Origin of the sequence: Burkholderia sp. MSMB617WGS (assembly GCF_001532025.2) — a bacterium.
Classification (GTDB): domain Bacteria; phylum Pseudomonadota; class Gammaproteobacteria; order Burkholderiales; family Burkholderiaceae; genus Burkholderia; species Burkholderia savannae.
In genome coordinates, this window is sequence record NZ_CP013457.1 from 3,206,618 (window position 1) to 3,220,164 (window position 13,547).

A 13,547-nucleotide genomic window follows, 5' to 3' on the forward strand; every position below is an offset into this window, starting at 1 on the left:
CCCGATCAGGGGAACGCCTTCGTCCCGAGCAGCGCCGTGACCGCAAAGCCGGAGACGTTCGTCTCCAGGTCCGGCGAGCCGGGGAAGTCGTGGATGCCGTACGTCTGCGGATCGAGCACGTTGTTGACGATCCACGGCAGCGTCGTCGACGGCGCCTGCATGCCTTGCGTCGGCGCGCCGAGCAGCAGGATCACGTTGGACAACGCATAGGCGGGATCGGTGGACGGCGAGCGGATGCTGCCGTCGGCGGCCGTCTGGTTGATCATCCACTGAATCGAACCCATGCTCTGCGTATTGGCGCCGAACACCCACGGCAGGTAGCCCTGCGGAAAGATCGTGTCGATCCCGAGATCCGCGTCGAGCGGAGCGCCCGTGTCGCGGCCGACCGAATAACGCTGCGCGTCCGTCATGTAGAACTGCGACGGCACGTTGGCCTTCAGGAACGCCGCCTTCGCCGCGTAGTTCGGATTGTCCGGGAACAACAGCCCGCCCGCGTTCATGCCGAGATAGACATCGCCCTGATCCGCCGCGTACTCGTACGGCCAGAACTGCCACGTGGTACTGCCGACGGGCAGTTGCCACGAGCTGCCCGAGTAGCCGCTCGGGTTGATGTTCTTCGCCAGAACGAAGTCGAGCGCCGCCCGCGCGTTGGCGCCGTATTGCGTCACGAGCGCCGTGCTGCCCGTCAGTTGACGGTCGAGGTAGAGCAGATAGACGAAGAGCGCGGACGTCGCGTCCACGCCGCGCACGTCGGCGATGCCGGCGCCGGGCGACGTCGGGATCGCGTCGTACGGCGGCGTCATCGAATACGCGTAACGCCAACTGCCCGTCCACGCCGGATCGGTCATCTCCTCGCGTGCGGCGAGCCACGCGATGCCCTTCTCGAGACCGTTCAGATACTTGGCGTCGTGGGTGGCGCCGTAGGCGGCCGCCAGGCCGATCAACGCGTACTCCATGTCGGAGTCCGTATTGGCGGTGGCGGTGCCGGCCTCGTCCGGAATCGCGCCGTTGACGTCCTGCTGCGCGAGGATGAAGTCCGCCATCTGCAGCGCCATCGTGCTCTGCGTGCTGCTGGTGCCGCCGCTGCCGCTGGTGCTGCCCGTACTGCCGGTGGTGCTGGTGCCGCCGGTGCTGCTGGTGGTGCCCGACTTGCCCTGGCCATGCGGCGATTTGAGCACGCTCGCGCTCGCCCCGTCGCCCGAGCCGTCCGAGCCGCCGCAAGCGGCGGTCATCAGCGCGACGGATGCGCAAAGCGTTGCACCGATCAAGGTGCGAGTGCCTCGTGAAAGTGCCATGTTGTCATCTACCTTTTCTAAGAAGAAAGAAAAGCACCGCGCCCCCCCGGACGCGACGGCACACAAGATGCCGGGCGACGATGAAATCACCGTCGCCCGGCGAAACGGGACGTGGCGAGCCAACGCCACGCCCCGAAAAAAATGCGATGGAACCGCAATCGCTCACGCAGAGCGCGCGGTGAACGGACGGATCGGCCGGCCGTCGCGATGCGTCCCCCGACGAGCGCATGCGGCCCGCTCGTCGATGCCGAAACTCACGGCCATCGGCCAATCCGCTGATGTAACGTCAACGCAATGCAAGTAGGGTGAGCCCCCGTTAAAGGCGAAAAAAAAGCCCTCCGGCGGAGGGCTTTTTCTTCGAGACGGATTCGAAATCTTGTCACTGCGTATCGCTCGATTCTTTTCCGAATTGAATTCGTCGGATGACGGGCCGCTTACGCGAAGTTCTTCGCGGCGAAGTCCCAGTTCACGATGTTCCAGAACGCCTCGACGAACTTAGGACGCGCGTTGCGGTAGTCGATGTAGTAAGCGTGCTCCCACACGTCGATCGTGAGGAGCGGCTTGTCGGCCGTCGTGAGCGGCGTCGCGGCGTTGCTCGTCGACACGATGTCGAGCGAACCGTCCGCCTTCTTCACGAGCCACGCCCAGCCCGAGCCGAACGTGCCGACCGCCGCCTTCGTGAACGCTTCCTTGAACGCGTCGAACGAGCCCCACTTCGCGTTGATCGCGTCGCCGAGCGCACCCGTCGGCGCACCGCCGCCGTTCGGCGACAGGCTGTTCCAGAAGAACGTGTGGTTCCAGATTTGCGCGGCATTGTTGAAGATGCCGCCCGACGACTTCTTCACGATCTCTTCCAGCGACAGGCTCTCGAACTCGGTGCCGGGAATCAGATTGTTCAGGTTCGTCACATAAGCCTGGTGATGCTTGCCGTAGTGAAACTGGATCGTCTCCTGCGAGATGTGCGGAGCGAGCGCGTCTTCAGCGTACGGCAACGGCGGGAGCGTATGAGCCATGATCGGTTCCTTCGAAGTTGTATGTAGGGAGGGCAATATTGGATGCCGCGGAACGCCCGATTGTAGGCGACTCCGAATAACCCCGCAAACTCGCGGGCCTTTATCCGTCACATCCGAAAAATCGACGTTGACGCGGCATCCGCGACGCGCGAAACGGCGCGCGCGAAGCACGTGCCGTTTCGCATGCCGCACGCGCGTCGCATTATCAGAATGTATCCGAAAGACGCGGTTGCACGTCGGCAAGCGACACGTCGGCCGAGCCTTCCGCGAGATGCACGGTGAGCCGGCGTTGCGGCTTGAGCGCCGACGGCGCGCGCACCGCGCGGCCCGTCTGCGCGTCGATGAGCGCCGCATAGCCGCGCTCCAGCGTGCGCTGCGGGCTCAACACCTCGAGCCGCGCCGCGCACGCGGCAACGCGCGCGGCATCGCGTTCGAGGCGCCGCTGCAGCGTCGCCTCGAGCCTTTGCGCGAGCGTCGCGAGCGCCTGCCGCGCCTGCGTGACGTCGGGCCGCGCGCGCTGCCAGCGCAGTTGCACGAGCGCGAAGCGCGCGCGCGCGTCGCGCACGGGCCGCGCGCCCGCCGCCGCGAGCCGCGCGGCGAGCTGGCCCACGTGCGTGTATTGACGCGCCAGACGCTCGGCCGGGCTGACCAATCGGCGCGCGAGCCAGTCGAGCTGCTGCGCGCGCAGATCGAGCCCGCGCCGCAGGCCGCGCGCGAGCGCGCCCTGCCTGTCGCTCAGCTCCCGCAACAACAGCGCGCGCTGCGGGCTCACGAGCTCGGCCGCGCCCGTCGGCGTCGGCGCGCGCACGTCGGCCGCGAAATCGGCGATCGTGAAATCGGTCTCGTGCCCGACGCCGCAGACGACGGGCACCCCGCTCGCCGCGATCGCGCGCGCAAGCCCCTCGTCGTTGAACGACCACAAGTCTTCGATCGAGCCGCCGCCGCGGCAGACGATCAGCACGTCGACCTCGCGCCGCGCGTTCGCCGCCTCGACCATCGCCGCGAGCTTCTCGGCCGCGCCCGCGCCCTGCACGGGCGCCGGGTAGACGATCACGGGCACGTGCGGCGCGCGGCGCGCGAGCGTCGTCAGCACGTCGCGCAGCGCGGCCGCCTGCAGCGACGTGACGATGCCGATCGCGCGCGGATGCGTCGGCAGCGCCCGCTTGCGCTCGGGCGCGAAGAGCCCTTCGGCCTCGAGCTGCGCCTTCAGCCGCAGGAACGCTTCGTAGAGCCGCCCTTGGCCCGTGCGCCGGATCGCCTCGACGCTGAGCTGCACCTCGCCGCGCGGCTCGTACATCGTGACGAGCGCGCGCACCTCGATCTTGTCGCCTTCGCGCGGCGTGAATTCCGCGTGCTGCGCCCGGCCGCGGAACATCACGCAGCGCATCTGCGCCTGTTGATCCTTGATCGAGAAGTACCAATGGCCGCTCGCCGCGCGCGTGAAGTTCGACACTTCGCCCGCGACCCACAGCAGCGGAAAGGTGCGTTCGAGCATCGTGCCGATCGCGCGGTTGAGCGCGGACACGGGAATGACGCCGTCGCCCGCGGGCGCGCCCCCGGGGCCGGCGAAAGTGGTTTCGGAATGCATGGACGGTCGGATGATTTCAGGCGGCCCAACGATAGACTGCCTCGGCGCGCACGGCAAGCCGCGCGTGCGGGGCCGCTCATGTGTCCACACGGGCATCGAAACAGGGACGGCGTCGTAACAATCGCCCCGAAACCCCTGATGATTTCAAGCAAGCACTTGATTTCAATGAGTTTTTCGGCATCCCTCGCACGCATCCCGCCGATTGAAAGCCCGCCGCGCGGCCCTGCCGGACAGCCGGGCGCCAAGTTCTTCACAGAGTTATCCACAGCCCGTTCCAGCGCGCGACGGCGCGGCGCGGGCCGCACGCCGCACCCGCGCGACTTGCCGGCCGCGCGCCGGGCGCGCTAGAGTGCCGCCTTTCGCAGACCGCGCGGCCGCCGGCCGCCTTCCGGAGAAACGTGTTGACGAATCCGTCCTCTGCCGCGCCGCGCGGCGCCTCGCGCCTCGCGCCATGAGCGCGCAGCCGCGACTCCTCGCGCGCGCCGAAGCGCGCCTGACCCGCGAGTGGCAGCGCCGCGGCGCGCTCGCATGGGCGCTCGCGCCCTTCGCATGCGCATTCGGCGCGATCGCCGCGCTGCGCCGCGCCGCCTACGCGCGCGGCTGGAAGGAGCGGATCGACTGCGGCGTGCCCGTCGTCGTCGTCGGCAACGTGACGGTCGGCGGCACCGGCAAGACGCCGACCGTGATCGCGCTCGTCGACGCGTTGCGCGCCGCGGGCTTCACGCCGGGCGTCGTGTCGCGCGGCTATGGCGCGAAGATCGCCGCGCCCACCGCGGTCACGCCCGCGTCGCCGCCGCAACAGGCGGGCGACGAGCCGCTCCTGATCGCGCGCCGCACGCTCGCGCCCGTGTGGGTGTGCCCGGACCGCGTCGCCGCCGTGCGCGCGCTCACGGCCGCGCATCCGGACGTCGACGTCGTCGTGAGCGACGACGGCCTGCAGCATTACCGGCTCGCTCGCGCGGTCGAGATCGTCGTGTTCGATCACCGCCTGGGCGGCAACGGCTTCCTGCTGCCCGCCGGCCCGCTGCGCGAGCCGCTGTCGCGCCGTCGCGACGCGACGCTCGTCAATGATCCGTACAGCCGCGCGCTGCCGCCGTGGCCCGACACGTTCGCGCTCTCGCTCGCGCCCGGCGACGCGTGGCATCTCGACGAGCCGTCGCGCCGCAAGCCGCTCGCGCAGTTCGCGGGCGAGCGCGTGCTCGCGGCGGCCGGCATCGGCGCGCCCGAGCGCTTCTTCGCGACGCTGCGCGCGGCGGGCGTCGCGCCCGCGACGCGCGCGCTGCCCGACCACTACGCGTTCGCCCGCAACCCGTTCGTCGACGATCATTTCGACGCGATCCTGATCACCGAGAAGGATGCAGTAAAATTGGGGACTTCGTGGCGCGACGCTCGAATCTGGGTCGTCCCGGTCGAAGCCGCGCTCGACCCCCGCCTTATCGCTCTCGTTGTGGAGAAACTCCGTGGACGCACGCCTGCTTGAAATCCTTGTATGCCCCATTTGCAAGGGCTCGCTCCACTACGACCGCGGCGCGCAGGAGCTCGTCTGCAACGCCGACAAGCTCGCGTACCCGATCCGCGACGGCATCCCGGTGATGCTCGTCGACGAAGCGCGCCAGACGGTCGAAGGCACGCCGGTCGAGCCGGCTGGCCCGGCGCAGGGCCGCTGAAGGCAACGCCGCGCCGCGCGCCTCGCGTCGCGCGCGCCGTTGCCGCCTCACCCGCGCGCGGGCGCCGAAGCACCGCCCGCCCCGACTCCGCCGCCCGCCAAGCCACGCGGGCGCACTTTTCGAACCCTTTGCCGCTTCGCGCACGTCCGATGACCTCCTCGCTCCCTTTCGTCGCCGTCGTTCCCGCCCGCCTCGCGTCGACCCGCCTGCCGAACAAGCCGCTCGCCGATCTCGGCGGCAAGCCCATGGTCGTGCGCGTCGCCGAACGCGCGCGCGAGGCGGGCGCGCAGCAAGTGCTCGTCGCGTCCGACGCGCAAAACGTCCTCGACGCGGTGCGCGAGCACGGCTTCGACGCGGTGCTCACGCGCGCCGACCATCCGTCCGGCACCGACCGCCTCGCCGAAGTCGCCGCCAAGCTCGGCTTCGGCGACGACACGATCGTCGTCAACGTCCAAGGCGACGAACCATTGATCGATCCGCAGCTCGTGCGCGACGTAGCGTCGCACCTCGCCGCGCATCCGTCGTGCGCGATCGCGACGGCCGCGCACCCGCTGCACGAAGCGCAGGACGTGTTCAATCCGAACTACGTGAAGGTCGTGCTCGACGCGAACGGCGTCGCGCTGTACTTCTCGCGCGCGCCGATTCCGTGGTCGCGCGACGCGTACCTGCCGCACTGGCCGAACGTCGCGGCGATGCCCGCGCCGACGTGCCCCGTCTATCGGCACATCGGCCTCTACGCGTATCGCGCGCGCTTTTTGCGCACGTATCCGACGCTCGCGCAGGCGCCGATCGAGGCGGCCGAGCAGCTCGAGCAGTTGCGCGCGATGTGGCACGGCGAGCGCATCGCGGTGCTCGTCACCGAGCACGCGCCCGAGGCCGGCATCGACACGCCGGCCGATCTCGAACGCGTGCAGGCCCTTTTTCGGTCTCGCGCCAAATAACCCATGGCATAATCGAACGATTGTGCGAGCGATCCGCCCGCGCCGCTCACCGAGATTCGCTCCAAGCCCGTCATTCGCCGGCCGCCGCGCGTCGCCACCGACGCGCCGCAGTTAGACCGGTCGACCGCGCTTGCGACAGAACCGCCGAGCCGCGCCGCGGGTCCCGTAGCGTCTCGCGCCAAAGCATTCACATACCGGAGATATCACCATGCGTTTGATCCTGTTGGGCGCGCCCGGCGCGGGAAAGGGCACCCAGGCAAACTTCATCAAGGAAAAGTTCGGCATCCCGCAAATCTCGACGGGCGACATGCTGCGCGCCGCCGTGAAGGCCGGCACGCCGCTCGGCGTCGAAGCGAAGACGTACATGGACGAAGGCAAGCTCGTGCCGGATTCGCTGATCATCGGCCTCGTCAAGGAGCGCCTCACGCAAGCGGACTGCGCGAACGGCTATCTGTTCGACGGTTTCCCGCGCACGATCGCGCAGGCCGACGCGATGAAGGAAGCGGGCGTCGCGATCGACTACGTGCTCGAGATCGACGTGCCGTTCTCCGAAATCATCGAACGGATGAGCGGCCGCCGCACGCACCCGGCGTCGGGCCGCACGTACCACGTGACGTTCAACCCGCCGAAGGTCGAAGGCAAGGACGACGTGACGGGCGAGCCCCTGATCCAGCGCGACGACGACAAGGAAGAGACGGTGAAGAAGCGTCTCGACGTGTACGAAGCGCAGACGAAGCCGCTCATCACGTACTACGGCGACTGGGCGAAGCGCGGCGAGGAGAACGGCCTGAAAGCGCCGGCGTACCGGAAGATCTCCGGCCTCGGCGGCGTCGACGAAATCCGCACGCGCGTGTTCGACGCACTGAAGTAATCGCGCCCCGCGCACGCGGCGCGCGACGCCGAACGGAAAACCGCCCTCCCCGGGCGGTTTTTTTTCGTCCGGTCGTTCGCTTCGCGCCGGGCTTCGGCGCTCGCCCGTACAATCGTCGCACGGCGCACGGCGCGTCACGACATTCGATCGGCATTCGTACCAATCCAAGGAGAAGGAGCAAACATGGAGATTCGCGACAGCGTCTTCCTGATCACGGGCGGCGCATCGGGGCTCGGCGCGGGCACCGCGCGCCTGTTGACCGAGGCGGGCGGCAAGGTGGTGCTCGCCGACCTCAATCAGGAAGCGGGCGAAGCGCTCGCCCGCGAGCTGGGCGGCGTGTTCGTCAAGTGCGACGTCGCGCGCGAGGAAGACGCGCAGGCGGCCGTCGCCGCCGCGACGAAGCTCGGCACGCTGCGCGGGCTCGTCAATTGCGCGGGCATCGCGCCCGCGGCGAAGACGGTCGGCAAGGACGGCCCGCACCCGCTCGACCTGTTCGCGAAAACGATCACCGTGAACCTGATCGGCACGTTCAACATGATTCGCGTCGCGGCCGCCGCAATGGCCGCGAACGCGCCGACGCAAACGGGCGAGCGCGGCGTGATCGTCAGCACCGCGTCGGTCGCGGCGTTCGACGGCCAGATCGGCCAGGCCGCGTACGCGGCGTCGAAGGCGGGCGTCGCGGGCATGACGCTTCCCGTCGCGCGCGACCTGTCGCGCAACGCGATCCGCGTGATGACGATCGCACCCGGCATCTTCGAAACGCCGATGCTGCTCGGCATGCCGAAGGAAGTGCAGGACGCGCTCGGCGCGATGGTGCCGTTCCCGCCGCGCCTCGGCAAGCCGGCCGAGTACGCGATGCTCGTCAAGCAGATCGTCGAGAACCCGATGCTCAACGGAGAGGTGATCCGCCTCGACGGCGCGATCCGGATGCAACCGAAGTAATGCGGCCGCGCGCATGCGCGCGGCACCGGCTGCGCCGCATGAGCGGCGCGTCGTCGGGCACGAAAAAAACGCCCGCTGGATGCGTCGGCATCCGCGGGCGTCGTCATGTCGTCATGTCGTCACGTCGTCATCACGTCAATCGTCGGATTCGAACGCGACATCGAAGCAGGCGCGGTGCGAGCGACGATCCTTCCATCGCATCGTCGGTCGCGCCGCTCCGATCACCGGCGTCGCGCACCGGCATCGGGCCGCTGCCCAGCCGGCTCGCCGCTCAATCGTCGTCGTCGCGCTGCATCCGCTGCCGCAATTCGCTCAATTGCGCTTCGACGACCGTCGCGTCGGCCGCATCGGGCCGCTCGCCGAGATACGTCTCCAGATCCTCGAGCGCCGGGCGCAGATAGTCGAGCCGCGCGTACGCGAAGCCGCGGTCGCGCACTTCGTCGAGCTGCCCGGGCAGCAGGATCACGAGCCGCTCCTGCACGCCGAGCAGCCGCTGCCAGCGTTCCGTCTGCAGATAGACGGCCTTCAGGTTGTTCAGCATCCGCGCGACGATCTCGCGATCCGTGGCCGGCTGCAGCAGCGCGCGCAGCATGCTCGTCGCGCCGCCGTCGGCGCGCGCGACGTACGGTTCGAGCATCTCGACGAGCTCCGTCTCCGACAACGAGCGTCCCGTCGTCGGATCGAGGATCGCATCGCCGTCCGGCAGCGCGATGCGCAGCAGGAAATGCCCGGGAAACGACACGCCGCGCGCGGGCACCCCAACCTGCTCGGCGAGCTCCAGATACAGCACCGCGAGCGAGATCGGAATCCCGCGACGGCGCTTGAGCACCATGTTCAGGTAGCTGTTGTCCGGATCGTAGTAGTCGTTGTGGTTGCACGCGAAGCCGAGCTCGCGGAAGAAGAAGTCGTTCAGGAGCGCGAGCTTGTCGCTCGCGCCGGCGCCGTCCGGCAGCCGCCTGACGAGCCGCACCGCGAGCGCGTCGAGCTCCGCGAGGACGCCCTGCAGATCCGCGTCGGGATAGGCGTCCAGCGCGAGCGACAGCGCCGCCTCGGTGAGCGGCAGGCCGTCGTCTTCCGCGACGAGCGCACTGAAATAGTCGAGAACGCGAGTCATTGGGGTCCGTTACTTGGCGCGCCGTCTGAAGTACGCGTATTTGAAACCCATCAGCCACAACATACCGAAATATAGTGCAGCGAACAGAACGAGGCAGGCGGCCATCAGCGCGATCCGCTCGAGCGGCATCGCGCGCATCGCCGTCCAGTCGAAATTGATCGCGAGCCAGTGCATCACGCCCGCGAGCACGAGCGACGCCCCCGCGAGCTGCGCGAAGAAGCGCAGCCAGCCGGGCGACGGCTGATAGATGCCGCGGCGGCGCAGCCCGATGAACAGAAGGAGCGAATTCAGGCACGCGCCCACGCCGATGCTGAGCGTGAGCCCCGCGTGGCCGATGATCGGCACGAACACGTAGTTCGACAACTGCGTGACGATGAGCACGCCGACCGCGATCTTCACGGGCGTCTTGATGTCCTGCTTCGCGTAGAAGCCGGGCGCGAGAATCTTGATGAGGATGATGCCGACGAGGCCGATCCCGTACGTTGCGAGCGCGCGCGCGACCATCGTGACCGTGTGCGCGTCGAACTTGCCGTAGTTGAAGAGCGTCGCCGTCAGCGGCTCGGCGAAGAAGAACAGCGCGAGCGCGCTCGGCGCCGCCAGCAGGAACGTGACCCGCAGCCCCCAGTCGAGGAGCGCGGAGTACTCGGCCGAATCGGCGTCGACGTGCGCCTTCGACAGGCTTGGCAGCAGGATCGTGCCGAGCGCGACGCCCAACAGCGCGGTCGGGAACTCCATCAGCCGGTCCGCGTAGTTGATCCACGACACGGCGCCCTGCCCGAGCCGCGACGCGATGTTCGTATTGATGATGAGCGACAACTGCGCGACCGACACCGCGAACGTCGCGGGCACCATCTTCGCGAGCACGCGCTTCACGCCCGGATGCGCGAGCGCGCGCCTCGGATTGACGCCGATCGCGGGCACCATGTCGATCTTCTTCAGCCCCGGCAGCTGCACCGCGAACTGCAGCACGCCGCCGGCGATCACCGCCCACGCGAGCGCGTAGACGGGCACCTTCAGATGCGGCGCGACGAACACCGCCGCGACGATGAACGCGACGTTCAGCAGCACGGGCGCGAACGCGGGCAGCGAAAAGCTCTTGTACGTGTTGAGCACGCCCGACGCGAGCGTCGTGAGCGAGATGAACACGATGTACGGGAACATGATCTGCGTCATCGTGACGGCGAGCGGGAACGCCTGCCCGTCCGCGCGCAGGCCCGACGCGACCGCGAACACGACCCACGACGCACCGGCGACGCCGGCGAGCGACAGGAACGCGAGCGCCCACGCGAGCACGGTCGACATCGCGTCGACGAGCGCCTTCGTCGCATCGTGCCCTTTTTGATTCTTGAACTCGGCGAGAATCGGCACGAACGCTTGCGAGAACGCGCCCTCGGCGGACAGCCGGCGCAACAGGTTCGGAATGCGGAACGCAACGTAGAATGCGTCGGTGAATTGACTGGCGCCGAACGCACGGGCGATCAGCGTCTCGCGGGCCAGTCCGGTCACGCGCGACAGCAGCGTGAAGCCGCTGACCGTCAGCAGGGCTCGGAATAGATTCATGGGGCGCTTATTATACGGACCTCGGGCGGCGGCGGCCGGTACGTCCGAGGAAAAGGCGGACGACCCGGCGCGGGCGATCCGGCAGGTGCGGCTTGCGCTTGCCACTCGCTTGATTTTGTTGTTATAATTGCCGGTTTCTGGGCCTGTCATACGCATTGCGTGCGTCGCGCGAGCGGCGTTTCGCGGTCAAGCGTGTCGGCCGGCCTCGGTTAAAACCGACGTTTTTTTGCGCTCCCAGACAATCGCTTCCGGGAGTCGGATCGAAAAGCAGCGCTTGGCCGTCAGGCTCCAAGCTCTGGAAACAGGACAGGATAAGGAACCGTCATGGCTAACTCCGCACAAGCACGCAAGCGCGCCCGCCAGGCTGCGAAGGCAAACTCGCACAACTCGGCGCTGCGCTCGAAATTCCGTACCGCGATCAAGGCAGTCCGCAAGGCGATCGACGCCGGCGATCAGGCAAAGGCCGCCGATCTGTTCAAGGCCGCCACGAAGACGATCGACACGATCGCCGACAAGAAGATCGTTCACAAGAACAAGGCCGCTCGCAGCAAGAGCCGCCTCGCCGCAGCCGTCAAGGGCCTGCAGGCGCAAGCCGCGCAGTAAATCCGGCGCGCCCGCGAGGCGGGCGCCCTGTTTCCTCTGCGATCGACGAAAAAGCCCGCTTCGCGCGGGCTTTTTTTGCTGGATTTCGCGCTGCGCCTTTCGACTTCGCTCGATGTTCCGCCAACCGCGGCCGTCGCGCGCGATTGCCGCGGCGCCACCGCCACGCGATCGCCGAGCCCCGCCGCCGGAGCGCCGGCGCATTGCTTACTTCTGCGCCTTGCTGTAATCGGGCAGTTCGCACGCCTCGGTAACGACGAGGTTGTTGTCCTTCGCGAAATTCATCACGAAATCAAACGCCATCGGCTCGATGTCGCGCAGCCGGGAATCGACGATCACGCACTTGAGGTCACCGAGCAGCGTCGGGCGCACATAGCGCGAATATTGAAGGCGGGCATTGGGCCCGCTCGCCCCCGGACCGTAGCACGACATCACGCCGGCGAGACGTTCGGACCAGTCGCTCGGCCGAAACTTCTTCCCATCTTTCGTGATGCCCTGAATGAAATATTCGGTCGGGAGAGTTTCAGCCATGAGGGTACCCAAGTGACGGCCCAGCAGTGCACCGGCGAAGCTTCGCCTGGACACTTCGAACACAATGGAAGCGGTTTCGCGGCGGCTCGCGACGAGCCCGCCTGAACGTGCGTTCCGGCTTGCGGCGCATCGCGCGCAGGCAAGCCGCCGCCTTGGTCGATTGTGTCCGGCAGACCAAGCATGAATCTTGCCCGCCGGGCTTGAGAAAACTTCGAAATTATACCGCAGCGCGCCATCGCGCGTCGCGTCGGGCGCGCGCCGCAAGCCGGCAGCAAGCCGTCCCGCATGCCGGGCGGCGCGGGCGCGCGGCTCGTCAAAGCGTGAAAAATCCTTTATGCTGCTTCGAGTTATCACATCCGACGGCGGCGCCGTCCGGCGCATCGGCCGCCGGGTGAGTCCGCCGCGTTTCGTTTCATGACCGCCAAAACCATTCGTCACTACCTGCAGTTCAAGGATTTCTCGCTGGAAGACTACGAGTACGTGCTCGAACGCACGGGTATCCTGAAGCGCAAATTCAAGAACTACGAGACCTATCACCCGCTGCACGACCGCACGCTCGCGATGATCTTCGAGAAGAGCTCGACGCGCACGCGCCTGTCGTTCGAAGCCGGGATCTTCCAGCTCGGCGGCCACGCCGTGTTCATGAGCACGCGCGATACGCAGCTCGGCCGCGGCGAGCCCGTCGAGGATTCGGCGCAGGTGATCTCGCGGATGGTCGACATCATCATGATCCGCACGTTCGAGCAGGGCATCATCCAGCGCTTCGCCGAGAATTCGCGCGTGCCGGTGATCAATGGCCTGACGAACGAGTACCACCCGTGCCAGGTGCTCGCCGACATCTTCACGTATTACGAGCACCGAGGGCCGATCCGCGGCAAGACGGTCGCATGGGTCGGCGACGCGAACAACATGCTGTACACGTGGATTCAGGCCGCGCGCATCCTCGACTTCAAGCTGCGGCTGTCGACGCCGCCCGGCTATGCGCTCGACGCGAAGCTCGTCGACCCGGAAAGCGCGCCGTTCTACCAGGTGTTCGACGATCCGAACGAAGCGTGCAGGGGCGCGGATCTCGTCACGACCGACGTCTGGACGAGCATGGGCTTCGAAGCGGAAAACGAGGCGCGCAAGCAGGCGTTCGCGGATTGGTGCGTCGACGAGGAAATGATGTCGCACGCGAGTCCCGACGCGCTCTTCATGCACTGCCTGCCCGCGCACCGCGGCGAGGAAGTGACGGCGGGCGTGATCGACGGCCCGCAGAGCGTCGTGTGGGACGAGGCGGAAAACCGCCTGCACGTGCAGAAGGCGCTGATGGAGTTCCTGCTGCTCGGGCGCTTGAACCACTGACGCGCGCCTGCGGCGGCCGCGCGTTGCCGCCCAGCGCGCGAGCGCGGCGCCCGCGGATCGCGGCGCCGGCGCGCTCCTTCG

The 13,547-nt window shown here is 67.8% G+C and carries 14 protein-coding genes; 8 read left to right on the forward strand and 6 right to left on the reverse strand.

Annotated elements, in window-relative coordinates; translation table 11 throughout:
* Positions 1-5: 5 nt before the first annotated feature.
* Positions 6-1,043 carry a hypothetical protein gene (locus tag WT60_RS15815; protein WP_226377153.1) on the reverse strand — a complete coding sequence of 346 codons (1,038 nt, stop codon included), beginning with the start codon at positions 1,041-1,043 and terminating at the stop codon, positions 6-8.
* Here WT60_RS15815 and WT60_RS35205 point away from each other — a divergent pair.
* Entirely contained in the window at positions 1,030-1,599 is a 570-nt protein-coding gene (locus WT60_RS35205) for a hypothetical protein (RefSeq protein ID WP_226377154.1), read from the forward strand. The two genes, WT60_RS15815 and WT60_RS35205, sit on opposite strands and share 14 nt — an antisense overlap.
* A gap of 130 nt (positions 1,600-1,729) precedes the next feature.
* On the opposite strand, the gene sodB is transcribed toward WT60_RS35205, so the two are convergent.
* The gene (sodB, locus tag WT60_RS15825; protein ID WP_038752078.1) at positions 1,730-2,308 is read right to left on the reverse strand and encodes a superoxide dismutase [Fe]; all 579 of its coding nucleotides are present in this window, start codon (positions 2,306-2,308) and stop codon (positions 1,730-1,732) included.
* Between the two features lie 205 nt (positions 2,309-2,513).
* On the reverse strand, positions 2,514-3,896 hold the full coding sequence (xseA, locus tag WT60_RS15830; protein ID WP_038752081.1) for an exodeoxyribonuclease VII large subunit: 1,383 nt from the start codon (positions 3,894-3,896) through the stop codon (positions 2,514-2,516).
* 451 nt (positions 3,897-4,347) lie between these two features.
* On the opposite strand from xseA, the gene lpxK reads away from it, so the two are divergent.
* The 5 genes from lpxK (at position 4,348) to WT60_RS15865 (ending at position 8,317) form a co-directional block, all read left to right on the forward strand.
* The gene (gene lpxK / locus WT60_RS15840; protein ID WP_038752083.1) at positions 4,348-5,376 is read left to right on the forward strand and encodes a tetraacyldisaccharide 4'-kinase; all 1,029 of its coding nucleotides are present in this window, start codon (positions 4,348-4,350) and stop codon (positions 5,374-5,376) included.
* Positions 5,357-5,563, forward strand: coding sequence for a Trm112 family protein (locus WT60_RS15845; RefSeq protein ID WP_059581455.1), 207 nt, complete (start codon positions 5,357-5,359; stop codon positions 5,561-5,563). The genes lpxK and WT60_RS15845 overlap by 20 nt, the downstream gene beginning before the upstream one ends.
* A gap of 149 nt (positions 5,564-5,712) precedes the next feature.
* A complete protein-coding gene (gene kdsB / locus WT60_RS15850; protein WP_059581452.1) occupies positions 5,713-6,504 on the forward strand; it encodes a 3-deoxy-manno-octulosonate cytidylyltransferase in 792 nt (263 codons plus the stop codon).
* 208 nt (positions 6,505-6,712) lie between these two features.
* Positions 6,713-7,375 (forward strand): adenylate kinase, encoded by a 663-nt coding sequence (gene adk, locus WT60_RS15860; protein WP_038752090.1) that lies wholly within the window; start codon positions 6,713-6,715, stop codon positions 7,373-7,375.
* A gap of 183 nt (positions 7,376-7,558) precedes the next feature.
* Complete coding sequence (locus WT60_RS15865; protein WP_038752093.1) at positions 7,559-8,317, forward strand: SDR family NAD(P)-dependent oxidoreductase; 759 nt, start codon at positions 7,559-7,561, stop codon at positions 8,315-8,317.
* Between the two features lie 271 nt (positions 8,318-8,588).
* Here WT60_RS15865 and WT60_RS15870 read toward each other — a convergent pair whose 3' ends face one another.
* Together WT60_RS15870 and murJ are read right to left on the reverse strand one after the other, a co-directional pair.
* A complete protein-coding gene (locus WT60_RS15870; protein ID WP_038752096.1) occupies positions 8,589-9,431 on the reverse strand; it encodes a SirB1 family protein in 843 nt (280 codons plus the stop codon).
* A 9-nt stretch (positions 9,432-9,440) separates the two neighbouring features.
* The gene (gene murJ / locus WT60_RS15875) at positions 9,441-11,147 is read right to left on the reverse strand and encodes a murein biosynthesis integral membrane protein MurJ (RefSeq protein ID WP_317135473.1); all 1,707 of its coding nucleotides are present in this window, start codon (positions 11,145-11,147) and stop codon (positions 9,441-9,443) included.
* A gap of 168 nt (positions 11,148-11,315) precedes the next feature.
* On the opposite strand from murJ, the gene rpsT reads away from it, so the two are divergent.
* The gene (rpsT, locus tag WT60_RS15880) at positions 11,316-11,594 is read left to right on the forward strand and encodes a 30S ribosomal protein S20 (protein ID WP_059581448.1); all 279 of its coding nucleotides are present in this window, start codon (positions 11,316-11,318) and stop codon (positions 11,592-11,594) included.
* Positions 11,595-11,798: 204 nt separating this feature from the next.
* Here rpsT and WT60_RS15885 read toward each other — a convergent pair whose 3' ends face one another.
* Positions 11,799-12,122, reverse strand: coding sequence for a DUF3579 domain-containing protein (locus WT60_RS15885; RefSeq protein WP_038752104.1), 324 nt, complete (start codon positions 12,120-12,122; stop codon positions 11,799-11,801).
* 414 nt (positions 12,123-12,536) lie between these two features.
* Between WT60_RS15885 and argF the strand changes: the two genes are divergently transcribed.
* The gene (gene argF / locus WT60_RS15890) at positions 12,537-13,466 is read left to right on the forward strand and encodes an ornithine carbamoyltransferase (protein ID WP_038752108.1); all 930 of its coding nucleotides are present in this window, start codon (positions 12,537-12,539) and stop codon (positions 13,464-13,466) included.
* Positions 13,467-13,547 lie beyond the last annotated feature (81 nt).